The 23,105-nt window shown below is 42.2% G+C and carries 25 protein-coding genes and 1 other annotated feature; of the genes, 7 read left to right on the top strand and 18 right to left on the bottom strand.

The window, feature by feature from the left end; all coding sequences use genetic code 11:
* Nucleotides 1-104: 104 nt before the first annotated feature.
* The 10 genes from ACH6C1_RS12570 to ACH6C1_RS12525 form a co-directional block, all read right to left on the bottom strand.
* Nucleotides 105-1,211, bottom strand: a complete 1,107-nt coding sequence (locus ACH6C1_RS12570) for a competence protein CoiA (RefSeq protein WP_374077525.1) — start codon at nt 1,209-1,211, stop codon at nt 105-107.
* Between the two features lie 108 nt (nt 1,212-1,319).
* Nucleotides 1,320-1,991 carry an adaptor protein MecA gene (mecA, locus tag ACH6C1_RS12565; protein ID WP_095219467.1) on the bottom strand — a complete coding sequence of 224 codons (672 nt, stop codon included), beginning with the start codon at nt 1,989-1,991 and terminating at the stop codon, nt 1,320-1,322.
* A gap of 284 nt (nt 1,992-2,275) precedes the next feature.
* On the bottom strand, nt 2,276-2,671 hold the full coding sequence (gene spxA / locus ACH6C1_RS12560) for a transcriptional regulator SpxA (protein WP_038559379.1): 396 nt from the start codon (nt 2,669-2,671) through the stop codon (nt 2,276-2,278).
* A gap of 226 nt (nt 2,672-2,897) precedes the next feature.
* Nucleotides 2,898-3,488, bottom strand: a complete 591-nt coding sequence (locus ACH6C1_RS12555) for a GNAT family N-acetyltransferase (RefSeq protein ID WP_095219468.1) — start codon at nt 3,486-3,488, stop codon at nt 2,898-2,900.
* A 92-nt stretch (nt 3,489-3,580) separates the two neighbouring features.
* Nucleotides 3,581-4,780, bottom strand: a complete 1,200-nt coding sequence (locus ACH6C1_RS12550) for a putative glycoside hydrolase (protein WP_374077522.1) — start codon at nt 4,778-4,780, stop codon at nt 3,581-3,583.
* 197 nt (nt 4,781-4,977) lie between these two features.
* A complete protein-coding gene (locus ACH6C1_RS12545) occupies nt 4,978-5,922 on the bottom strand; it encodes an ABC transporter ATP-binding protein (RefSeq protein WP_374077520.1) in 945 nt (314 codons plus the stop codon).
* Nucleotides 5,922-6,974, bottom strand: coding sequence for an ABC transporter ATP-binding protein (locus tag ACH6C1_RS12540; RefSeq protein ID WP_374077518.1), 1,053 nt, complete (start codon nt 6,972-6,974; stop codon nt 5,922-5,924). Before ACH6C1_RS12540 ends, ACH6C1_RS12545 begins: the two co-directional genes overlap by 1 nt.
* Nucleotides 6,975-6,992: 18 nt before the next feature.
* A complete protein-coding gene (gene opp3C, locus ACH6C1_RS12535; RefSeq protein ID WP_374077808.1) occupies nt 6,993-8,144 on the bottom strand; it encodes an oligopeptide ABC transporter permease in 1,152 nt (383 codons plus the stop codon).
* A 4-nt stretch (nt 8,145-8,148) separates the two neighbouring features.
* Nucleotides 8,149-9,075 (bottom strand): oligopeptide ABC transporter permease, encoded by a 927-nt coding sequence (gene opp3b, locus ACH6C1_RS12530; RefSeq protein WP_374077516.1) that lies wholly within the window; start codon nt 9,073-9,075, stop codon nt 8,149-8,151.
* Between the two features lie 135 nt (nt 9,076-9,210).
* The gene (locus tag ACH6C1_RS12525; RefSeq protein WP_374077514.1) at nt 9,211-10,914 is read right to left on the bottom strand and encodes a peptide ABC transporter substrate-binding protein; all 1,704 of its coding nucleotides are present in this window, start codon (nt 10,912-10,914) and stop codon (nt 9,211-9,213) included.
* A 336-nt stretch (nt 10,915-11,250) separates the two neighbouring features.
* Here ACH6C1_RS12525 and ACH6C1_RS12520 point away from each other — a divergent pair, with 336 nt between their 5' ends.
* Together ACH6C1_RS12520 and trpS are read left to right on the top strand one after the other, a co-directional pair.
* Nucleotides 11,251-11,607: a DUF3899 domain-containing protein gene (locus tag ACH6C1_RS12520; protein ID WP_175074350.1), complete on the top strand. Its 357-nt coding sequence runs from the start codon at nt 11,251-11,253 to the stop codon at nt 11,605-11,607.
* 55 nt (nt 11,608-11,662) lie between these two features.
* Nucleotides 11,663-11,867, top strand: a binding site (T-box leader).
* Nucleotides 11,868-11,924: 57 nt separating this feature from the next.
* Nucleotides 11,925-12,911, top strand: a complete 987-nt coding sequence (gene trpS, locus ACH6C1_RS12515) for a tryptophan--tRNA ligase (protein WP_095219476.1) — start codon at nt 11,925-11,927, stop codon at nt 12,909-12,911.
* Between the two features lie 32 nt (nt 12,912-12,943).
* Here trpS and ACH6C1_RS12510 read toward each other — a convergent pair whose 3' ends face one another.
* Both ACH6C1_RS12510 and fabF read right to left on the bottom strand, forming a co-directional pair.
* A complete protein-coding gene (locus tag ACH6C1_RS12510; protein WP_095219477.1) occupies nt 12,944-13,696 on the bottom strand; it encodes a YjbA family protein in 753 nt (250 codons plus the stop codon).
* 200 nt (nt 13,697-13,896) lie between these two features.
* Nucleotides 13,897-15,135 (bottom strand): beta-ketoacyl-ACP synthase II, encoded by a 1,239-nt coding sequence (gene fabF / locus ACH6C1_RS12505; protein WP_095219478.1) that lies wholly within the window; start codon nt 15,133-15,135, stop codon nt 13,897-13,899.
* A 227-nt stretch (nt 15,136-15,362) separates the two neighbouring features.
* Here fabF and ACH6C1_RS12500 point away from each other — a divergent pair, with 227 nt between their 5' ends.
* Nucleotides 15,363-15,575 (top strand): hypothetical protein, encoded by a 213-nt coding sequence (locus ACH6C1_RS12500; RefSeq protein WP_095219479.1) that lies wholly within the window; start codon nt 15,363-15,365, stop codon nt 15,573-15,575.
* 23 nt (nt 15,576-15,598) lie between these two features.
* On the opposite strand, the gene ACH6C1_RS12495 is transcribed toward ACH6C1_RS12500, so the two are convergent.
* Entirely contained in the window at nt 15,599-16,192 is a 594-nt protein-coding gene (locus ACH6C1_RS12495) for a hypothetical protein (protein ID WP_374077511.1), read from the bottom strand.
* A gap of 107 nt (nt 16,193-16,299) precedes the next feature.
* On the opposite strand from ACH6C1_RS12495, the gene ACH6C1_RS12490 reads away from it, so the two are divergent.
* Nucleotides 16,300-16,479, top strand: coding sequence for a DUF2929 family protein (locus ACH6C1_RS12490; RefSeq protein ID WP_095219481.1), 180 nt, complete (start codon nt 16,300-16,302; stop codon nt 16,477-16,479).
* 29 nt (nt 16,480-16,508) lie between these two features.
* Here the strand turns inward: ACH6C1_RS12490 and ACH6C1_RS12485 are convergent, their stop codons facing one another.
* The 3 genes from ACH6C1_RS12485 to ACH6C1_RS12475 all read right to left on the bottom strand — a co-directional run bounded on the left by ACH6C1_RS12485 (nt 16,509) and on the right by ACH6C1_RS12475 (nt 18,087).
* Nucleotides 16,509-16,835, bottom strand: a complete 327-nt coding sequence (locus tag ACH6C1_RS12485) for a hypothetical protein (RefSeq protein ID WP_374077508.1) — start codon at nt 16,833-16,835, stop codon at nt 16,509-16,511.
* Nucleotides 16,836-16,927: 92 nt separating this feature from the next.
* Entirely contained in the window at nt 16,928-17,239 is a 312-nt protein-coding gene (locus ACH6C1_RS12480) for a metal-sulfur cluster assembly factor (protein WP_038559343.1), read from the bottom strand.
* A gap of 83 nt (nt 17,240-17,322) precedes the next feature.
* Nucleotides 17,323-18,087 (bottom strand): prolyl oligopeptidase family serine peptidase, encoded by a 765-nt coding sequence (locus tag ACH6C1_RS12475; protein WP_374077506.1) that lies wholly within the window; start codon nt 18,085-18,087, stop codon nt 17,323-17,325.
* Between the two features lie 155 nt (nt 18,088-18,242).
* On the opposite strand from ACH6C1_RS12475, the gene ACH6C1_RS12470 reads away from it, so the two are divergent.
* The 3 genes from ACH6C1_RS12470 to ACH6C1_RS12460 all read left to right on the top strand — a co-directional run bounded on the left by ACH6C1_RS12470 (nt 18,243) and on the right by ACH6C1_RS12460 (nt 19,488).
* Nucleotides 18,243-19,070: a Cof-type HAD-IIB family hydrolase gene (locus ACH6C1_RS12470; protein WP_095271325.1), complete on the top strand. Its 828-nt coding sequence runs from the start codon at nt 18,243-18,245 to the stop codon at nt 19,068-19,070.
* 105 nt (nt 19,071-19,175) lie between these two features.
* A complete protein-coding gene (locus tag ACH6C1_RS12465; RefSeq protein WP_170937469.1) occupies nt 19,176-19,319 on the top strand; it encodes a hypothetical protein in 144 nt (47 codons plus the stop codon).
* 1 nt (nt 19,320) lies between these two features.
* Nucleotides 19,321-19,488: a DUF3813 family protein gene (locus tag ACH6C1_RS12460; RefSeq protein ID WP_374077503.1), complete on the top strand. Its 168-nt coding sequence runs from the start codon at nt 19,321-19,323 to the stop codon at nt 19,486-19,488.
* Between the two features lie 44 nt (nt 19,489-19,532).
* Here ACH6C1_RS12460 and ACH6C1_RS12455 read toward each other — a convergent pair whose 3' ends face one another.
* Together ACH6C1_RS12455 and ACH6C1_RS12450 are read right to left on the bottom strand one after the other, a co-directional pair.
* Nucleotides 19,533-22,736 carry an ATP-binding protein gene (locus tag ACH6C1_RS12455; RefSeq protein ID WP_374077501.1) on the bottom strand — a complete coding sequence of 1,068 codons (3,204 nt, stop codon included), beginning with the start codon at nt 22,734-22,736 and terminating at the stop codon, nt 19,533-19,535.
* Nucleotides 22,729-23,091, bottom strand: coding sequence for a response regulator transcription factor (locus tag ACH6C1_RS12450; protein ID WP_374077499.1), 363 nt, complete (start codon nt 23,089-23,091; stop codon nt 22,729-22,731). The genes ACH6C1_RS12455 and ACH6C1_RS12450 overlap by 8 nt, the downstream gene beginning before the upstream one ends.
* Nucleotides 23,092-23,105: the final 14 nt, after the last annotated feature.

Below are 23,105 nucleotides of genomic sequence, written 5' to 3'. Positions count from 1 at the left end.
TTCCAATAACTATTTCGAATTTTATTAGGGAAAATCCTTCAACTATAAGCATTTTCTCTCTTATATTATATATAAAAGCATGAGAATCATGCGAAGAATATCCCTCAGAATAGAGATAATCCCTTTTTCTTTACAAAGGTCTCGGAATCAATTTGATCGAACCAGCCGTGCTGGCATAGACGCTGCATGTATGATTCCACGGGATGTTTATTGGAAGATATGGCAAACGGATTTGTATTGACTTCCCATTTTCTGCAGACATACACTAGCCGATTGAGAGATACGCTTTCCATGACAGGTATGTGATCCAATTGCTCAAGCCACAAATCAGTCTGCCAAATATATGGTGGCACAGACATTTGATACTGGGATTCAACAGGCTGCAAAATATATAGTGGAATATCTTGTAGCAGCAATCCGTTATCATACAATCGTGTTACCCAGCGCTTTATAGGAGCAGAAGCAAATGTTAGCGGTTTCGCTATCGCTCTTGCTTGGATACTATGCCATGCCTGATTGATTTCTAGAAGTTTTTTCGGGAGGGTATGGAATAATTGGGGGAAACGTAATCTCTGGAGTGGACGGAAAAAGAACTGACCGATAGTCTGTTTTTTACCTGTAAGGAGAATATGCTGGACGTTACACAAAGTCTCAGTGTTTGAACAATAATATAATAGCTGTAAAGGCATGCTCTGCTTGTGTTGCATTAGGAAGCGCTGTTCTCGTTTCGGCAGGTCGAGCATATAAGTAGATGTACGTTTTAAACGATTTCCTCCTAGAATCCATATGGGAATAATTCCATTTCGCTCATATGCTTCATTACGTCGCAGCAGCTCTTCATCCGATATGGATGCACATTGATATTCAATAGCTATCTCTCTTCCACTAGGGGCATGCAGCAGCAAGTCTGGACGTCTAGCCGATTCTTTTACGCATTCCTCCAATTTGACAGCATAGCCTTGCTTTTTCAGCCAATAAAACAGCTGCAGCTTACCTCGCATATGGTATAAACTCTCCCCGGTTCTGTCCAGCTCGCAGTCGTGGATTTGTTCATGTGCGAAATGAGGAATAACCTTCTTGCCAGCACGTATGATGACTGACTTTCTGCAGGCTGGACAGAGAAAACGCCGCTTTCTAAAATTATGGATTTGCTCTCTTTGATGTGCAGCAAGCAGGATGAGTCTGCCATCCTCTAACTGTGCCTGCAACATATCTATCACCTCCTTGAGTTTAGTATATATCAAGAAATTGCCAGCGCTGAAAAACTGACCAAAAAAGCAAATTTAAGCACAAAAAAATAGACATTCTGTAATGAATGTCTATTTACGAGGGAAGTATTGCTTCACGTTAGTAAGTGCGTTTTCAGCGAATATCACCTTGCCGTATTCTTCCAATCGATAAATCGTTGTCTGGGAATCATAGCCGAATTCAAGGATCTGACTTAGAACATCTTCCTGCTCATCATCTCCAAGAATAGTGTCATCGAATTCTACATACAGCATATATCTGTCTTTGTAATGGAATAATCTGTTTTCGATGCCATACGTCTCTTCAAAGTAGTGGCTAAGCTGAATCACATCCTCAAAGTCACGGAATTGAATAACGAAGGATAATTCCTCTTCATCCTCTTCTTCCCCATCTTGCTGATGTGAGCCGAATTTTTCCTCGAGGACAGAATCGACTTTCTCCTCTACAGAAGATTGAATTGTTTTATCATCGACGTTCAGCTCTAAACTTTCTCCATCTTTAGATAGCTGAGCCTTTGTTACGACAATTTCCAATCCTTTATCCATGGCCTGCACTTGAATCCATAGCGGCCCCTCGACATTGAAGTCCTCTTTATAATTGACTTCATCCATCATCTGCCAGAACAATTGCTCACTTCGTTCACGGTTATACCAAATATCTTCTTTATCAAAGCCGCGATCTTCAATATCTATATAAGATATAAAAAATTTAATTGTATTTTCATTTATTCTTTCTATTTCCATGGTTTTCTCTCCCTCCAGTAAAGTGGCAGGTGAAAAACGCCCTCTTGCCTTTACACTTCCCGTATTCCCTTACCCTCAATCTAACTTTTTCTGTGTGTATTTCTATTTTATGATAAATCCTCCCGTAAGGAAAACAGAAAGGCTTAAGATTGCCGAAAAAAGGCGAATGCCCTTAGAAGGATTCTGTCCATTGTAGCGCATTTCAGATAATTTGTCATCCAAGGGAAGCTGGAAAGAAAAAAGACGCAGATCCCAATGGATCCACGTCCTTTGTCTGTATAAGGTCAGTTGACCATACGCTGTGCTTCACGCAACTGGAATGTACGCACAGTTCTTGGCAAGAAGCGGCGAATTTCATCCTCATTGTAGCCTACCTGCAAACGCTTCTCATCAAGGATGATCGGACGTCGCAATAGACCTGGGTTTTCTTGAATCAAGCTATATAACTTCTTCAATGGTAATTGATCTAAGTTCATATTTAGGCTTTGGAAAACCTTTGAGCGTGTAGAGATGATTTCATCTGTACCATCTTCTGTCATACGCAGGATTTCCTTGATTTCATCAAGTGATAATGTCTCGGAGAAGATGTTCCTCTCTGTGAACGGAATATCGTGCTCTTCTAACCAAGCTTTAGCTTTGCGGCAAGATGTACAACTTGGTGAGGTATAAAGTGTTACCATTAAACTTCACTCCTCAATACAGAATATGTTTCTATTTCTTTGCCCATGGAAAGATTTTATTTAAAATAATTTTAATTTAATCTCTCTATGTACAAGTATACTACAGTGGTCAAGTTATTAAAAGACTTCCTGAAAGATACCACAGTTTTTACACAAATATACGTATGCAACGGTGTTATGGTTCCTATTTACCCTGCCTAAAAGGTTTAAAACCCATTTTAATAAGTTATTTTTGATTTTCTTTCAATGTATCAAAAATACTATCCTTCTCCGTATCTTTAGAAAATGTCAACACTTCATCAGATTCCTGATAGGACTCTCCATACAGCTGTTTATCCTTGTAAGTATGAATCTGTTCGTACATATCCCTCATTGCAGCGAATATCTCCTCCTCTGTCTCCCCATTTGGCGCCCAGTACAGGATTTCCATCGGATTCTCCTCTGCTGTGGCAAGGGAACGGCGGTTATAGCCAATCATCTTGGCGTGCTGGAATCCTTGTTTTTCGTAGAAACGAAGACGTTTTTGGGAATCAGAATCCTCATACTGCAGCGGTTCCACTTCTAGCAGAATTGGCTTTGCGCGTTTCTTCAGCTTATCAATAAGCTTGCCTCCGATGCCTTGTCCGCGTGTTTTAGCAGCGACATATACATAATCGATAAATAGAAAATGGTCGAATTCTGCATACATCAGGACATGCTCTTCGCTCTCATCCTTGAAATATACATCAGCCTTCTCTTTCAACAGTAATTCCATATGCTCCTTCGATTTCATTTCTTCTATCGGAAAATACTTGCTTAATTTCTCATACCAATTCATAAGGCAGCTCCTTCAGCGACATGATAACATAGTTATACCCGCGAACACTCTCCATAAACAAAACAGCCTCCCAAAAGAGAGGCTGTTCCGGATCATGGTGTGAAATCGACACCTTCTGTATAGTTATTTGCTGCATTCCAAATGAGAAATTCGTCGATTCCATTCTCATTTAGCGCACGGATTTGATCTTCTACTTCTTGCTTGCCATATTGTTTGGAAGATACCCATGGCGCTTCAAAGTCCTGAATCCACGGTCTTGATACTGGTTTATTCTCAAGCTTACCTAATACATCATTCTCTACTTTGGCATATTCAGCCGTTAATTCATACGGATGGTCATTCGGAACATCCAATCCAAAATAAGACGTCCAGTGGCTCGGATATATCATCGACGAAATGACATCGACATTGGACGATATTTTGGAGAAGTTCTGACCGATTCCTGGTGCTTCATCCAAAGTCGCAGCGTAGCCGAATATATCAACTGATGTCTGCACATCATAGTTGGATAATTCCTCTTTTGCATATGCTACAAAATCAGTAACGGCATTGACACGCTTCTGTACATTATCCGTTTTTTCATCAGTGTAATCACCCAGATCATACTGCAGTTCATCGTCCTTTGTTTCAAATCCTTCCGGGAAACGGACATAATCAAACTGAATCTCCTGGAAGCCCATCATAGCTGCTTCTTTTGCCAGCTCGACATTGTATTCCCATACTTCATGCTGGAATGGGCTGACAAATGCTTCCCCTCGTCCGTTTTTCCATACGCTGCCGTCCGACTTTCGGAAGGAAAGCTCTGGCTTCTTCTCGGCTAATAGCGTATCTTTGAACACCACGATTCGGGCAATCGGGTAGATCTTATGCTTTTCTAATTCCTCCAGCATCTTTTGCGGGTCGTCTATGTAGTTTTGTGCTATGTCGTAGTATGGAGATTTTTTATCAGGCGTGTATGTAATGTTACCATGATCGTCCTTGATATCGATGACCATTGCATTGAGATCTGTTTCGTCCACCATCTTCACCAAGCTGTCGAATTTCGCTCCCCCTGCACTAGGTCCTGTCACATATATACCTCTGACAGCATCGGGATACTCAAAGGATAAATCTGATGAATATGTAAATCGTTTCATTACTTGCGGCACTTCATACGTTTCGACAGTCGAGGAACGGGCAGTAAGCTGCTTTCCTTCCAATTGCTCCCCTTCATTAGCTGCAAACGCAGCTGTTGGCATTAACGCTGTAACTGCAAGTGCGGCACTCATCATCGACTTCTTGAATTTTCCCATTCTATCAATCTCCTATTTGGTAGTTAGTTTCATTATAAGGGAGATATTTGGCAGATGAAACCGGTTTTCCCAAGTCTTTGACGAAATCACCAAGTTTATGTCGGATTATACCTCCTCTTCCTACTTAACCTATTTTTTCATGGAGCAAACCTAAAATAACACAAAAAAACCGCAGCTCATGGCTGCGGTTTTGCACATTAGTTTGTAACAGTGTTCTGTTTTTCTTTTTTGTATTCCTCAAATTCCTTCGAAGTGCACAATACCCAATGTCTTGGACTAATCTCACGGAATTCAGGCTCTTCGCTCGTATCATGCTGACTTGGATCATATACGATACGTTTACGATTGCGCTCGTAGATTGGATCCGGAAGCGGAATCGCGGAAAGAAGGGAGCGTGTATACGGATGCACTGGATTCTTATAAAGCTCCTCTGCATCTGCAAGCTCAACTAGTTTACCGAAGTACATAACACCAATTCGATCACTGATGTATTTTACCATGGAAAGGTCATGGGCGATGAACAGGTAAGTGAGTCCTTTTTCCTTTTGAAGCTGCTTCATCAAGTTGACAACCTGTGCCTGAATTGATACATCAAGCGCTGAAATCGGCTCATCAGCAATGATAAATTCTGGGTCTACTGCCAAGGCGCGGGCGATACCAAGACGCTGACGCTGACCACCGCTGAATTCATGTGGATAGCGGTTGGCATGCTCTTTGTTCAAACCAACTGTTTCCAGCAATTCGTAAACTTTTGCTTTTCTTTCTTCGGAGTTCTTCGCCAAGCCATGAATATCAATACCTTCTGCAATGATATCCATAACAGTCATTCGTGGGTTCAAGGAAGAATACGGATCCTGGAAAATCATCTGCATCTGACGGTTGAACTTCTTCAACTCAGATTTGTTCTTCTTCCCTTGGACGTTTTCTCCTTTGAAAAGCACTTCGCCATCTGTGGAGTTGTATAGACGGATGATAGAACGGCCAGTTGTAGATTTACCGCAGCCTGACTCGCCTACAAGTCCGAATGTCTCCCCTTTATAAATATCAAACGTCAATCCATCTACTGCTTTGACGACGTTATTTCTTCCAAGTTTGAAATGCTGCTTCAGATTCTTGATCTCAAGTAATTTTTCCTGACTCATTATCGCGTCGCCTCCTCAGAATGATCCATTGACTCAATCCGCTTCTTAACTGACTCAGGCGGCTCGACCTTCGGTGCATTTTCATGCAATAGCCATGTTGCTGCATAATGCGTATCAGAGACCTTGAACATTGGCGGCTGTTCAACAAAGTCGATTTCAAGGGCGAATTTATTACGCGCTGCAAAGGCATCCCCTTTTGGAGGTGCAATCAAATCAGGCGGTGTACCAGGAATTGCAAACAGTTCCTCTTCGTCACTCTCAAGTGTCGGCATAGAACCGAGCAGACCCCATGTGTACGGGTGCTTCGGATTGTAGAACACTTCATCAGTTGTTCCAATCTCAACGATCTTCCCAGCATACATTACCGCTACTCGGTCTGCCACGTTGGCAACAACACCAAGATCATGAGTAATGAAGATGATAGATGTATCTACTTTCTTTTGAATGTCTTTCATCAATTCTAGAATCTGAGCTTGAATAGTTACATCCAATGCAGTTGTAGGTTCATCCGCAATTAAAATACGAGGATTACATGCAAGTGCCATTGCGATCACAACACGCTGACGCATACCACCGGAAAACTGATGGGGATATTGTTTCATACGTGATTCTGGATTTGGGATTTGAACCAAATTCATTAATTCAATCGCTTTCTTCTTTGCTTCTTCCTTGCCAAGATTCTGGTGCTTTAGCAAACCTTCCATAATCTGCGTTCCGACTTTCATCGTCGGATTTAGAGAAGTCATTGGATCCTGGAAGATCATTGCCATCTCCTTGCCACGGATAGCTTGCATATTTTTTTCTTTCAGTTTAGTGATATCTTTATCATCGAACAGGATAGAACCATCTTTAACAAAACCATGCGGCTTCGGAAGCAAACCCATTAATGCTTTTGTCGTTACTGATTTACCAGAACCTGACTCACCAACGATTGCAAGTGTCTCCCCTTTTTTCAAATCAAAGGAAACGCCCCTTACTGCTTGCACTTCACCACTGTGGGTCTTAAATGAAACTTTGAGGTCATTCACCTCAAGGATATTATCTTTTTTCAAGGTAGTCGCCTCCTTTAATTATTTCCTCATCTTAGGATCGAATGCGTCACGTAGTCCATCACCAAGAATATTGAACACGATCATAAGGACTGAAATTAAGACTGCTGGGAACACAAGCAACGATGGTGTAGTCAATAATGTTTTGAATCCATCATTGATTAATGTACCAAGTGATGCTGCTGGTGAAGGCAGACCTAGTCCAATGAAGCTTAAGAATGCTTCGAAGAAGATAGCTGATGGGATCGAGAACATTGTATTAACAATAATCAGACCCATAACGTTTGGAACTAAGTGTCTTGCGATAATTTTTCGGTTAGGTGCGCCTAATGTACGGGCTGCGAGAACAAACTCATGCCCTTTAAGTTTCAGCACCTCACCACGCACAATCCTGGCCATACTTGTCCAGCCCGTTATCGTAAGTGCTATGATAATCGCCCAAATACCCGGGTCAAGAATCAGGATCATTAAGATTACAACTACTAAATTCGGTATACCGATGATGACTTCTAAGAAACGCATCATATAGTTATCAACACGGCCGCCATAATAAGCAGCGATACCGCCGTAAGCAACACCGATTACCAAGTCAATTAATGCTGCAGCTACTGCAATTAGAAGGGAAACTCGCGTACCATCCCAAACTCGTGTCCATACATCACGGCCTAAACGGTCGGTACCGAAATAGAAGTATTCATCTTTTACACCTTTAGCTGCATATTTATCATAAGTAGCTTTTACTTCAGCGGAGTTTGGACTACCGTCTCCCTCGCTGACAGTTTCAAATGTAATAAATTCTTCTTGATTATCAAACTGCAAATTCGCTTTCATTTCAGCAGCTTGAACATTATTTCCATTAAAGGTCTTTGTTTGCATACCATCTAAACCTAGGAATGATATGTCCTCCAGCACAGGAATTCTCGGACCCATCAAAGAACGATTTAGATCCTGCTCTTTATACGTATAGTCGCTGGCAACCGGAGCGAAGATACTCATCAAAACGATAACAAGCAATAGAAACAGCGAAATCATGAAAAATACATTTTTCCGCAGGCTTCTTACTGCATCCTGTAGAAGTGTAGTACTTTTACGAGCTATAACGTCGCTTTGCTCTTCGGTGCGGTCGGCAGGACGGAAAAGGTTTTTATCCAGTTCTTTTCTTCGATTTTCCATCATCTCAATCCTTTCCAGAAAGCCTAATTCTAGGGTCGATCAATCCGTACAAGATATCGATGATCAATATCATTACAATAAACACGACTGCGAAGAACATTGTCGTACCCATAATGATAGGGAAATCATTCGAAGTAACTGATGTTACGAATTGTTCGCCAATTCCAGGAACTGAGAAGATTTGCTCAATAACAAGTGTACCTGTAAGCAATCCTACAGCCAGTGGTCCTAGAATTGTAATCAAAGGAATCAAAGCATTTCGGATACCGTGCTTGAAGATGATAGCAGAACCAGCTAAGCCTTTCGCTCTTGCTGTAGTAATGTAATCTTCATTTAAAACTTCAATCATCTCTGTCCGCATGAATCTCGCACAAGTAGCCATTGGGAAAATAGCTAAGGCTATTGTTGGCAATATCGAGTATTCAAAGCCATTCCATGTTGCTACTGGAAGGATACCCCATTTTACTGCAACAAAGAACTGCAGCAGTCCGGCAAACACGAAAGAAGGAATAGAAGTACCTAGAACTGCAACAATTGTAGATAGATAATCCGTTATACCATTATGATAGATAGCCGAGATCAAACCTAGCAGTATACCGGCAACTGTCCCGATAATCAATGCTTGGATACCGAGTTGAGCGGACGGCCCAATTCGATCACTAAGAATGTCTGATACTGGACGATTATCATATTTGAAAGAGATACCAAGGTCACCTTGGACTAGACCGCCAAGATAATTAACATATTGTACTGGTATCGGATCATTCAATCCGTATTTTTCAAAGATTACTTCTTGCTGTGCTTCTGTTAATTTATCTGCATTTGCCAATGGAGATCCTGGCAATAGCTTCATTAACACGAATGAAATAGTAGCTATTAGAAAAAGCGTGATGATCATATAGATGATCCGCTGCCCTATGAAACGCGCCACAAGCGCACCTCCTAAATTAGTTGTCGCAAAATTCGCCATTATTTGATAACAATCACCAATGGAAAAGAGAGTATATGCCATAGCGGGCTATACTCTCTTTTTCCTGATTCACTTCATATAAGTTTATTTTTAAACTTATTCTTCTGCAGCAGCGTTATCCGCGTATGCCCACTTGTATTCGAAGTCGTTACCAGCTGGGTTAGAGAATACGCCTTTCATTTTCGGACTTACAAGGAATGAGTTACCTGCTTGATACAATGGTGCAATTGCAGCATCTTCAAGCAATACTTTCTCAGCATCTAGGAAATTCTGCCAGCGCGCTTCTGGGTTAGTCGCGTTTTCAGTAGCAGCCTGTTCATTTAGAGAATCATATTCCTCGCTAGAGTAAGCCATACGGTTGTTTTCCCCATCAGTAATGAATAGGTTCATGAAAGTGTAAGGATCGATGTAATCCGGACCCCAACCAGAGATTTGAATGTCAAAGTCTCCAGCAGTATCTAGATCAAGTCTTTGTTGGAATGGTACTTGTAATACGTCAACAGTAAGACCTTCCAAGTTAGTTTCCAACTGTTCTTTCAAGTAATCTACGATTTGTGTAGAAGTATCTGTATCGCCTGTAAGGATTTCAAGTGTAATTTCATCCTGACCAAGCTCTTCTTTTGCAGTAGCCCATGCTTCTTTTGCAGCTTCTGCGTCATAAGTCAATAGATCACCATTTGCATCGCGGAAGTCTTCACCGTCTGGACCTTTAACAAAGTCTTTAGGCATTAGTCCATTAGATACAGTAGAACCGTTGTTCAGTACTACGTTAACAAGACCATCTTTATCTACCGCTTGTGCAACAGCTTTACGTGCGTTTACATTTGCAAGAGGAGTTTCCTCGCCTGTGCGATTTTGGTTCAATTTCAAGTACCAAGAAGCCATATCAGGAACTGCTACGTAATCAGGGTCATTGATACGCTGATCAACGAATTCAGCAGTTAATGGAGCACGATCAACTGCACCTGTGTCATAAAGGTTAACACCAGTTGCGATATCTTTACTTACTTGTAGATTAATTTCTTCTAACTGAACATTTTCAGCATCCCAGTAAGTGTCGTTCTTTTCGAATTTCATTGTGCTTCCATGGTTCCATTCAGTCATTTTGAAAGGACCGTTGGAAAGCAGGTTTTCTGCTTCAAGTGCATAGCTATCGCCTTGTTCTTCAACAAATTTCTGATTCAAAGGCATGAATGTAGGGAATGTAGTTAATGACTCGAAGTATGGAACTGGCTTTTCAAGCTGCACTTCCAATGTATAGTCGTCAACTGCTTTAACACCTAGTTCATCAAGTTCTGCTTCGCCAGTATTGACAGCAGTAGCGTTTTCGATAACGCCGCCCATCATGTATGGACCGTATTCAGAACCTGTATCAGGATTGATCGCTCGTTGCCAAGCGTAAACGAAGTCGTTTGCTGTGACAGGGTCACCGTTCTCCCACTCAGCATCTTCACGAAGTGTGAATGTCCAAGTAAGACCATCTTCACTGACTTCTGGATCGCCAGTAGCAATACCTTCTGCTAGGGAACCATCTTCTGCTAGACGGTATAGACCTTCTTGAATTTCGGAAGTCCACTGGATACCGTATTGGTCATCCGCAAGTGAAGAATCCATAGATGGAATCTCATCTCCGATTAATAGGTTGAATACCTGATCGCCGTTAGCAGAGCCTGAAGCGCTATCTCCGCTTCCTTCTCCGCCGCCGCTTCCGCCTGAGCTGTCAGAGCCTCCGGAACATGCAGCAAGGAATGAACTAAGTACTAAAACAAGTGCAAGCAATAGCCAATTCGACTTTCTCATGTTAAAACATGACCTCCCCAAAAATTCTAAATTTTATCACTTTTCTACGAACAACTTGTTCGCAATTAGAATTATACAAGTTTTCTCACAATTTGTGCACCCCTAATTTTAAACGAATTTTACAAAAGTGCGAAAACATTGCATTTTCATAACAAAAAATAGGTCTTATTTACTAGTTTATTTTACGGATTTCACACTTAAATTTATACTTTTTACACAAATCCAAGTATAATTACCCCTATGAGCAATCATACGTAATAGGAAGAAATGTTCTCCATTATCATTTTTATACTTGTGCTATAATTGTTCATAATCTTTTGAAGGCGGTAATGTATATTGTTTGGTAAAAGAAATCTGATTCTATTAATAATTAACTTAGCAATCACAGGATTGCTTTTCTTCTTATCAGATCAGCACAATCTTCTTTCTTTGATAAACTCCCTCTTCTATGTAGCTTTCTTCTATTTTATCGTAGCACTGCTGTTGTTCGTCATAAAAGGAAGAGTACTGGATGGGATAACAAGAAGTTTTAGGAGATTTGGTAAGTATATGAGCAGAGGTATGATCGACTTAGAAGAGAATGGAGAGCCATCTGAATGGGTAAATCGTTCTTTCCTAAGCTATATGCAGCTTCAAGCTGCTGTCTTAATTGGGCTGATGCTTATCTTCCTTGCGATCTACTACCTCATCTGAGAGACCAGCTTGCAAACCGGTCGCAAGATGCATATAATGAATAACTAACAGGATTATAAAAGCGACGAAGAAAATATAGTACGGTACTCCTCTGGTTTAAGAGAGCTTGTGGCTGGTGGGAACAAGCACCATGGGTAGCGGAAATTGGGTTTTTGGAGCTGCGGGATTGCTCCCGCCGTTTAAGCAGGCGTTAACTGCATCAAGTGATCCTTCATTTAGAAGGATAATTAGGGTGGCACCGCGGTCTATTCGTCCCTGCAGCAAATGCAGGCAGCGAATGGATTTTTTTGTGTCTTTTTTTAGGAGGATGATTTAAGATGAAAACAATTTTTTCAGGTATCCAGCCAAGCGGCAGCTTGACACTGGGCAACTACATCGGCGCACTTAGCCAATTTCCTGCTCTGCAGGAAGAGAACCAATGCTACTTCTGTATTGTTGATGAACATGCGATTACTGTACCGCAGGACAGATTGAAGCTGAAGCAGCAGATCCGTTCTCTTGCAGCACTCTATTTAGCTGCTGGAATCGATCCAGAGAAATCCGTTCTCTTCATTCAATCCGAAGTACCTGCGCATACGCAGCTAGGATGGATGATCCAATCGATCAGCTATATTGGTGAATTGGAACGCATGACACAGTACAAAGATAAATCCGATGGTAAGGATGGTGTTTCAGCTGCTTTACTAACGTATCCACCGCTTATGGCTGCCGATATTCTTCTATACAATACGGATATCGTTCCCGTCGGCGATGATCAGAAGCAGCATTTGGAGCTGACTCGCAATGTAGCAGAACGTTTCAACAACCGTTTCAATAATATCTTTACTGTACCGGATATCCAAATCACGAAAGTCGGTGCACGGATCATGTCCCTGCAAGAACCGACGAAGAAGATGAGTAAATCCGATGCGAATTTAAAAGCTTCTATTTTCATACTGGATGAACCGAAGCAAATTGAGAAGAAAATCAAGAGTGCGGTTACCGATTCCGAGGGCATCGTTCGCTATGATAAAGAAAACAAACCGGGTGTCAGCAACTTGCTTACAATTTATTCGGTCGCGACAAATAAGACAATCGAGAAAAGCGAACAGGAATTTGCAGACAGCGGGTATGGTGAATTCAAACAAGCGGTTGCGGATGCAGTCGTTAACATGCTATCTCCTATCCAGCAGCGTTATTACGAATGGATGGAAAGCGATGCCTTGGATGAAGTGCTTGATAAGGGCGCAGAACGCGCACAAGCAGTTGCAAACAAAACATTACGCAAAGCAAAAAAAGCGATGGGATTAGGTCGCGGAAAATAAAAAATAACCGGCAGATAACTGCCGGTTATTTTTTATGAAGTTTTTGCCTGATCATTTTGTTCAAGCTCCCATAGTTTTTCGTAGAAAGGCTGGCCTTTTACCATCTTTTCGCATAGCTCTTCTTGCTTCTTGCTCCATCCTACGGAAACTCCATCGTATAGCTTCTGCCATGCTTCCTGAAATGCTAGTGAACGATTCATATGATACTCCTCAGGTTTCCATTCTGTGAGCCAGTATCTGACCTGTTCCAAATTCTCACTCGTCTCTAGCTGATCCATCGTCATCATTAGAAGCTGCTTCAGCTGTCTCTCTTTTCTTGTGAGTCCAACCATTAAATCGGGTTTCAGGGATAGGATGTGGTACTCTTTCTTTTCCTCTTCTTCCTGCCAGTTAAAGATTTCGGGATGAGCATCTTCAATCATCTGGTAAACTAGCCGCTCCTGCCGGGGAATTAGCCTGCTTTTTCTGACAGGCGTGATATACCCCATCGTATCGATTGCAAGGATTGCTTTTCCGTTCGTTACAATGCAAGCATAGTCGATGGCGATTCGCTCTTGATTCTTGCGAAGGAACGCTTTCCGGTGAATCATGTCTAACATTGGCTTTGGAAGCTCCCTCAAATCATTTTCGATGTATGCGAACAGCGCATCTTCTATGTAGAGCAGCGGTACCTGATCGAGCAGTTCGATGCCGTCTTCCTTTCGCCATTCATGAAAGGAGCATACATTATAGCCATTCTCTTCTCCTTCAAACCAGTTCACCCAAATATCATGCATAAATAACATAGATAACCCTCACTTTGCTTTTCGATTCTGCTAATCCGACTCCGGTACGCGCTTGCATGCAGCTAAAACCATTGGGTGTAGGGAGCGCGTGCCGTGTGGCTTGTAGTAGGATACATTATGACCAACCAGCAAAGATTTATTCTTGTATTATATGATTGAAAAAATAAAAAAACCCCCTAAGAATTAGGAGGTTCTCTAAATCACTGATATTGCTTGAATACAAGTGCAGCATTGTGGCCGCCGAAACCAAGGGAATTACTCAAAGCGGCGCGAACTTTCTTCTCACGTTTCACGTTTGGTACATAATCCAAATCACAAAGCGGATCTTTCTCCATCTGATTGATTGTTGGTGGAATCATACCGTCTTGGATTGCTTTGACACAAATAATCGCTTCTACTGCTCCAGCAGCACCAAGCATATGTCCTGTCATTGATTTCGTCGAAGAAATAGCTGTCTGATAAGCATGATCTCCTAGAAGCTGTTTTAAAGCGGCTGTTTCAAATTTATCGTTTAGCTCTGTGCTTGTCCCATGTGCATTAACATAGTCGATATCATCTGCCTGCAACCCAGCGTCTTCCATTGCCTGACGCATCGCACGTACAGCACCTTCACCTTCTGGAGCTGGCGCAGTGATATGATAGGCATCACCAGATGCTCCGTAGCCGACGATTTCCGCATAAATCGTTGCACCACGTTCCAAAGCGGAATCAAGTGATTCTAAGATTAAAATACCCGCTCCTTCTCCCATTACGAAACCATCTCGGTTTGCATCAAATGGACGGCTAGCCGTCTTCGGATCATCATTAAAGGAAAGTGCTTTGGCAGCTGAAAAGCCAGCGAAAGCCATTTTTGTTAAAGGTGCTTCCGATCCGCCTGTGATCATTGCATCTGCATCACCACGTTCAATTACCTTGAAAGCATCTCCAATCGAGTTCGCTCCGGATGCACAAGCTGTAACCGAGCAAGAGTTGATTCCTTTTGCACCAAGCTGGATGGATACTTGGCCAGAAGCCATATCCGGAATCATCATTGGTACAAAAAATGGACTAACACGACGAGGCCCTTTAGTCATTAGCTTCTCAAACTGCTCTTCATATGTTCCCATTCCGCCAATACCAGAACCGATCCATACTCCTATGCGATTTGCATTTTCGTCTGTAATCTCAAGATTCGCATCTTCGACAGCCATCTTACTCGCTGCCACAGCATATTGTGTGAAAAGATCCATGCGTTTTGCATCTTTCTTTTCCATATAATCTTCAGGATTGAAATCTTTTACTTCCGCTGCAACCTTCGCAGGGTAATCATCTTTATTTACTCGGGTTAAGACATCCACACCCGATTTACCTTCCAAGAGATTCTGCCACGTTGTAGCGGCGTCATTTCCAACTGGTGTCACCGCACCTAGTCCCGTGACAACTACTCTTTTCTTTTCCATACGTTGTTTCCTCCTTCTTCAGCAAAGAATCATGCTGAAGCTGTTCTGACTGGTCTAATTATAATAATGACCATGATAAAGTGCATAATCTGAGATATATTGTAACGTATTTTTCGTGTTCTGTAAGCTGTTAAGTAAAAACAATCTATCTTCCCTTTCAATAAATTAGGTAAAGACATAGACAAGACGTTGTCTGCGAACATACTGTAACGTATGGAGGTGCGGTGATGAGAAGAGACGAACGTATGGATGAATTCCTTTTTGGAAAGAGAAGGAATTCAGAGCCAGAGCCGGAACGAGAGGAATTAAAAAAAGAGGAACCGAAAAAAGAATTCAATTTAATGGAGACAGCAGGCACAATCATGGAGACTTATGAGCAGCTCTCTCCATATGTAAAACACCTAAAAAACCACGCGACAAAATTCATTAAGAAAAAATGAAGAATTGACTGGACGGAGCAGGCTTATTCATAAAAGAATCTGAATTGTGCATAGTGTTTGTGTAAACTAGATAAATCATCCTTTATATTACGTGTGATAGCAATAGCTGCTCGATCTTCCTGCTCCGGACATACCTCTTTTGTATAAAAACGATAATTGTTCGTGCTTCCATCCCCTGATAACAGCTTGCTAATCGTTTGCATCACAGATTTGATTGGCAGTGCATTTCTAAGGAAATCTTCATCATCAAACAAAATCCGTTTGCCATGCCATTGAACTGCTTCCTCATCTCTTGCCATCCATTCACCGTATAAGATTGGTAACAGAATTTGTTTTTCTAGTTCAGGAGTATCGTCTGCAGCATAACTAATATCTACATGGTATTGGCTTTCAACACTTCTGTCCGCCGTGCCGAAGAAACTGACATGCGCTTTATACTCTGTGTCCTGCACTCCTTCGCGGAACATAGCATGACGCCCTATATACATACTTAAATGCGTCTCTCTATCTGATAAGGATTGCCCATGCAGACCTGACACTTCATGGCCATCTTCCAATAATGCCTGGACTAAATGATACCCTTCCCAGGAATAACACTGACTAACGAGGAAATGCATGAATTTCACTTCTCCTATCCATGTGAGGATTTGCACAAGAATCATTTTCTTTTTGACCGGAACCTGCTATGATAGAAGTATATGTGTGAATAATAGAGGTGATACTAATGCGGTTTGTCGCAACAATTATTTGGGCTTTCGTCCTAAGTGCTGTCGCAGCGTTTGTGCTGACGAGCATGTCAGGTGATCCATACGATATGTCACTAGTTATCGTCATGACAATCATCTTCAGTCTAGGTGTATGGACTGTATCTGCTGTTCTTCCAAAAGGAGAAGAACACGAATAAAACCTTGCCGCTTGGCAAGGTTTTTTCTTTTACCATGGAATAAGACTGAGTGCTGCCAATCCTACAAGCGGTAATACCAGCCGGCGAAAACGACCGCCGGGATATCCGTACCCGTATCCGTAGCCCGGATATCCAAATGGATTGCGATAATCGTCGTCGTCATCCTCTTCCACATAATCATACTGCTCATCTGCAGGTATTGCGAGATGGACATACTCATCATCCACATCCAAAACGATGCCATCCATCTGATAGCCATCCATAAGCTGCACAATAACATATTGATTTTTATGCTGCTTACACATATCCATCATATGATGGGACTGTGGATGTGATTGTTCATAAGAATTCGTCACGATGAACCTTCCCCCTTTACACCCTCAGCCTATGCCGGGAAAGTGTCCTGTGTGCAAAAAAAAGCCCTCTTGCAGGGCAAGAGGGCTACTTATTAATCCGGAATCCCTAGCGCTATCTTCGCATAACGGGACATGCGGTCTTTAGACCACGGCGGACTCCATACAATATTCACTTTCGTTTCCTTCACTTCTGGAATATCCATAAGAACCCGTTTGACATCTTGTTCGATATGGCCAGCCAGCGGACAGCCCATCGCAGTCAAAGTCATCGTAACAATACCAGTACCATCTTCATCTATATCTACTCCGTACACTAGGCCAAGGTTAACGATATCAATTCCTAATTCAGGGTCGATTACGTTTTCCAGTGCACCGAGCATATTCTCTTCCAACGCTTGATCCATTCCTGCTCCTCCTTTATCCCAGTTCAAGAAACTGTTTGTCTGCATCTATTTAAACATATTTTCGTCAAAATAGAAATAAACTGCTACAGTACCTTCACCAGCCATGCCGTTCCAGCAAGCATCGCTTTTCTGGAAACCTTGTGTCCGGATCCCGCTTCCGTAACATACGTGAACTGCTCCTGATCTACGGCTTCGTATTCCAGCATCTCATAGAAACTGCGGGAATGTATATACGGAACAACAGGATCTTGATCACCATGCCAGAAGAACATTGGCCGATCTCCAATTGCCTCCGGATGCAGGGATAGATCGATACTCTCAAGAGAGGTAAACAACTGCTCCAATTCTTCCTCCGGTATATTCATTTCAACACCGGATTTCTTTACCGCATCCACCATACCGCGGGCAAATGCTGCAATCTTTGGAGATCCCATCATTACCATACCAGCCTGGATCCACTCAAATTGTGTCAGCGCAGCACAAGCCGTGATACCACCCATACTTGTACCGCCAATTGCAAAGCGATTATTCTGTATTAAGCTTTTTTCAGATGCATACTGATGAATCTGCTGTAAATCATATAAATTTTCCTTTACGATTGCGAAAAATTCCATCTGGCGTTTATTGTTGCTAACACCGTCTTCTCGTATACCATGGTGAAGAGCATCCGGCAAAAGCACACGGTAGCCTTTTTCAGCGAGCATGTACGCAATAGGAAGATTATGTTCCCTGGCACTAGTGAAACCATGGAAATATGTAAACACAGGAAGTTCTTGATCTTCAGCACCTGCTTGCTCTATTCGAAGCAATGGCACCTCGTTCCAAACTTCTTCTTTAATGACGATCATTTACTTCATCCTCTTCAACGTTTTCCATTACCTACTGCTTCATCTTAGTATGTCCAGGCAGCTTTTGTAAATCGAAACTCCTTCGTCTTGACGATTTCTTTACAGATACGTAAGAGAAGGATACACTATAATGTACAATATAGAGGTGATAATAAATGGAAAAACATTTGATAGCACTTGATTTAGATGGAACACTTTTAACAGATGACAAACACATCTCAGAAAAGAACAAGCAAGCCATAGCGGCAGCAATACATGCTGGTCATGTTGTCGTTATCGCAACAGGAAGACCGCACCGTGCTTCCTTGGCATATTATCGTGAACTCGGGCTCACTACCCCGATGGTGAATTTCAACGGAGCGCTCATCCATCATCCGGATGATAAAAAATGGGACGCTGTCCACTCCCCTATGCCGGTCCGTACTGCACGTAAAATCGTGGACACATGCAATAAACTTGATGTGAAAAATATCATTGCAGAAGTGATGGATGATGTATATATCGATCGCTTCGACCAATACTTACTGGATTTGTTCCACTTGGAGGAAGAAGATGATCCGATTAAAGTCGGCAGCTTGAAGCAGGCATTGCAAGATGATCCAACTTCCTTGCTCATTTATCCGCACGAAAACCAAGTTGCTTCCATACGGGAGTCGCTCGAAAAAGAGCATGCTGAAGTAATTGAGCATCGACGATGGGGTGCACCATACCACATCATCGAAATCATTCGCAAAGGTCTGAGTAAAGCAGTCGGACTGCAGAAAATTTCCCATTACTATGATATACCGCAGAAAAACATCATCGCCTTCGGTGACGAAGACAATGATTTAGAAATGATTGAGTATGCTGGTGCAGGAGTTGCAATGGGCAATGCAATCGGACCATTGAAGGAAATCGCAAACTATACAACAGGATCGAATATGGAGGATGGCATTGCATCCTTCCTTCATTCTTATCTAAAGCTCGAAGTTCCGGCAAATTAACAATTTTTACAAATCATAATTCCTGCGTGCAAGGAGCAAAATAAAAGCGTAATCGGGTAAAGCCGGTTATGCTTTTACTTCTTTAGACGTTCGGAGGGGTAACGAATGAGTAAGAGAAGTAAATCTAAACGGTTCACAAGTCAAGGAGCGCAATCGGTGAGGCAGCATGACGATGTTTTCGTCTACCGCGAACGTTTCAGCGATAGTGTGAAGAAGCATCAATCAGAAAGCCATAATGGAGGGTTTTAGGATGGAAAACTTCTTCGAGAGAGCCAAGAAAAAAGTGCAGGGCTTGACTAATAAACCAAGCCAGGATGACTCTGCAACAGCGCAAGAGGCTATCCAATCTGCATACAACGATGCATCTGCAGAAGAAAAGCAGCAATTGCAGGACTTCGAGCAGAAGTTCAACCAGTAACAAAAAAAAGGCAGATCCGTTTTTCGGATCTGCCTTTTTTAATATTATTCCTTTTTAAATGCAATGAATCCTTTGTTTCCATGCTGCAGGATTGATTGCAAAATAACAGTCGACAGCTTATTCGGCGGGTATGGTTTGATCAAATAATGATTGATTTGATAGTGCTTCGCCTTGTCCATTTCCTGAATAGCACTAGAAATAAAAATCGGAATTTGCTTTAGCTCTCGATGCTGTTTGATTTCATGAATGACATCCCAGCCATCCAAACCTTCACCAAGCATCAAATCAATTACGAATGCTGCTGGTTTTAAATACGGCAGCTGTTTGATCAGTGCCTCTCCAGTTATAAATCGGCTCACATCAAAGCCAGCATCCTTCAACTCATCCTCCAGAAGAAGCGCTAAACTGCGATCATCCTCAAGCAGAATTATTTGGCGGCCGCATTCGACTTCTGACTGGAAATGCTTATCTGCCTCAACCAATGGCAAAACAATTGAAAAGACACTGCCCTCACCTTCCGCTGATCTGACCATGATTTTTCCATCATGAGCTTCAACGATTTCTTTGCAAATTGCAAGACCTAATCCAGTACCCCCAATTTTACGGCTGCTGGAATTATCAAGTCGATTGAATTTCTGGAACAGTCGCCCCAGTTCTTGATCCGGTATGCCGATACCTTCGTCCGAAATATGGACATAAAGCTGATGCTCCTGCTGCTGAACAGAAACGACTACATCTCCGCCATCCGGAGAGAACTTAATAGCATTACTGAGCAGATTCGTCAGCACCTGGATCATTTTGTCCCGATCAACACTCACATGATCGTAAGCGCTATTTTGCTGAAGAACAAGATTATGATTGGTGTTTGTAGATTGGAAGTTCTCGATCACCTGCTCTACAATTGGTGTGAAAGGCTGTTTTTCTTTCACATATTCTTCCTTTCCTGCTTCCATGCGCTGCAAATCCAGAAAATCATTAATCAGGTTCGTCAGCCTTGTCGCTTCCTGATGAATCGTTTGCAAGTATCTCGCTTGGCGCTCAGGTTTCAGATCCTTGGTGATCATCAGCTCTGTATAGCCGAGTACACTTGCCAGCGGTGTTCTTAGTTCATGGCTGACCGTACTAACAAGATTTGATTTCATCTGATCTACTTCATATTCCGCAGTAATATCACGGTAAACAAAAAGGGTACCGATTTTCTCATCATGTCGTTTAATAGATACATGATAGAGCAACAGTATTTTGTTCTGCATGCCGCTAACACGCAGCCGCAGTCCGCCCGCAGGCTGCTCCCCCTCGAAGATGGCTTGTTTCACATATGTTTCGTATTCTTCCTTGTTCTCGATATATACACTGCTATACTCCATCCAACTCGTATAATCATTGCAAGCGTCCCGGCGGGATTGCACGGCATCAAGCTGCAGGTATGCCTGCCAATTGGCGTTATACTGCAGTAGCTCGCCTGTATTGCTGACAAACTGGATTCCTTCATTCACATTATCGATGATATCCTGATTAAGCTGTCTATTATATTCAGTCAGCTCATAGGATTCGATCTTATCTAGGAATAAGCTGAGTCGTCTCAGTATCCAATTCAATTCTCTCTGTTCTGACTCATGGAATGGACGCTTGAACCTTGTACAGATAAATACTGCAACCAGCTCTCCAGCAGAGTTCTGCACTGGAATATGCAGGTCCTCACAAATTCCGTTTTCTCGATAACCTGCTTCCCCTTTGTCAGCTTGCCTTTCAAGTACAAATGGTACTGGATTTCCTTCCAGACGTTGAATCACAGTCTGAAAATGCGCAGCTACCGGCTCTTCAAATTGTTTTGCAATCCCAATTGCAGCCCACTCAGGAGTCTCTGTCATGAAAATGACTCCATGATCATACCGATAAAGAGCAGCTAACTCTTTCATGATCGTATCCAGGAGTGCCTGTTTCTCCATCGTAACGGATAAAGTATTATTCATTCGATTCATTCGTTCGATACCTTGCTTTGTCTCCTCGGTCTCGCGCAATGAGTCTCGGAGCATCTTCTCAGTCTCTACAATTCGAGTAATGTCCTGTTCGATCACGATAAGCTGTTCTATCACCTTGTCTTCATCTGAATACGGCACAATTGTGGCATGGACCCAATAGCTTGAACCATCTTTTTTCAGATGTTCCAATGTGCCACTCCAAGCGTGACCCTTAAACAGCTCAGGAAAAACTGTCCTGATGTCTGTCGTATTCTCTTCATGCGCGATAATCCCAAGAAGACTCCTTCCGATTAGCTCTTTCTCCGGATACAGAGAAATGGAACTGAAATTCTCATTAACCTGCGTAACTATCCCTTTGTTATCCAGTACGATTACCATCGAAGATTCATTCAATGCCCAGTTCAAATTACGCAGATCATTGACGAAGCTCTCCAGCTGTTCTTGCTGTTCAGTGAGTTTCGTATTCTTTTCGGAAAGATTCTGCTCCCGATTTCGAATACGCTTCGTCATATCCCGGAATGCATCCGACAGAATACCAATTTCATCATTTCGCTCAAGCGGCGCAATAGTTACATTTTTCCCTTGCGCTACGTCATAGGAAGCATTTGATAAATCATACAAAGGCTTTCCTATGTTCCGAGTGAACTGTCGGTTAAAGAATAACAATATACCGAATATAAGCAGGACAAAGAGAAACAGCATATAAGATTCCCGCGTGTTATCCCCCATGAATTCATCATGCAATTCGGTTACAGCATCCTCGTTATGCTGTCTCAAGTTTTCTGTAACACGCAGAATATCATTGATTTCGTCTATCCGCTCATCTGCTACATCACCTGTAATGACCTGCAGATTATCTGACTCAATAGCTTCCTGCAGCTCTGGATAATAGGTATCCCAATAGATAGCCTCAAAACTCTGGAGACGTGCCAGATTCTCACGTTCTTGCAAGGAAAGATCAAATGTTCCTAGCTTAGCCAGGTTATCCTCTAGCGATATGTGGGATTTCTCTGCATTTTGTCTTTCCTGATCATTTGTATAAAGAGCATAGCCACGCATATGGAATACCATGTCACTGAAGTCGGATTTAATATTCTGCAGAACGCCTCGCTTCTCTACCAAAACATTCCGCTCCTTCTCATATTGCTTATTGGTGGAATAATGCATATAAAAGAAGGCTGCAATGCCTATCATCGTTGCCAGCAGAACAAAGAAAAGAATATAAAGAAACTGCCTCTTAATCGATTTTCGAAAGTAATTAGGCATTAAGTATGTCCTCTACTAACAAAATCAGCTGAGCTGGACTAAACGGTTTCGCCATATAATAAGGAATTCCCACTCTTTTCGTCTCTTCAATATCAGCCTGCTGTGTCTTGGCCGTCAGCATAATGATCGGACATTTCCGTTTCCAATCTGCTGAAAGCGACTGGGCTACCTCAATTCCTGTCTTGCCGGGCATCATATTATCCAGAATCACCAAATCAAAGATTTCTGATTGCATTTTTTGCAGTGCTTCGTTTCCATCAACTGCATTCTCAATCTCATGACCTTCATCTTCCAAAGTATCAGTAATTAACATACGCAATACCTCTTCATCGTCAGCCACTAATATTCTTGCCATCTTATTTCCCCCTC

It is taken from the genome of Terribacillus sp. JSM ZJ617 (genome assembly GCF_044383785.1).
Taxonomy (GTDB): domain Bacteria; phylum Bacillota; class Bacilli; order Bacillales; family Amphibacillaceae; genus Terribacillus.
This window is presented reverse-complemented; position numbering and strand designations above follow the sequence as displayed.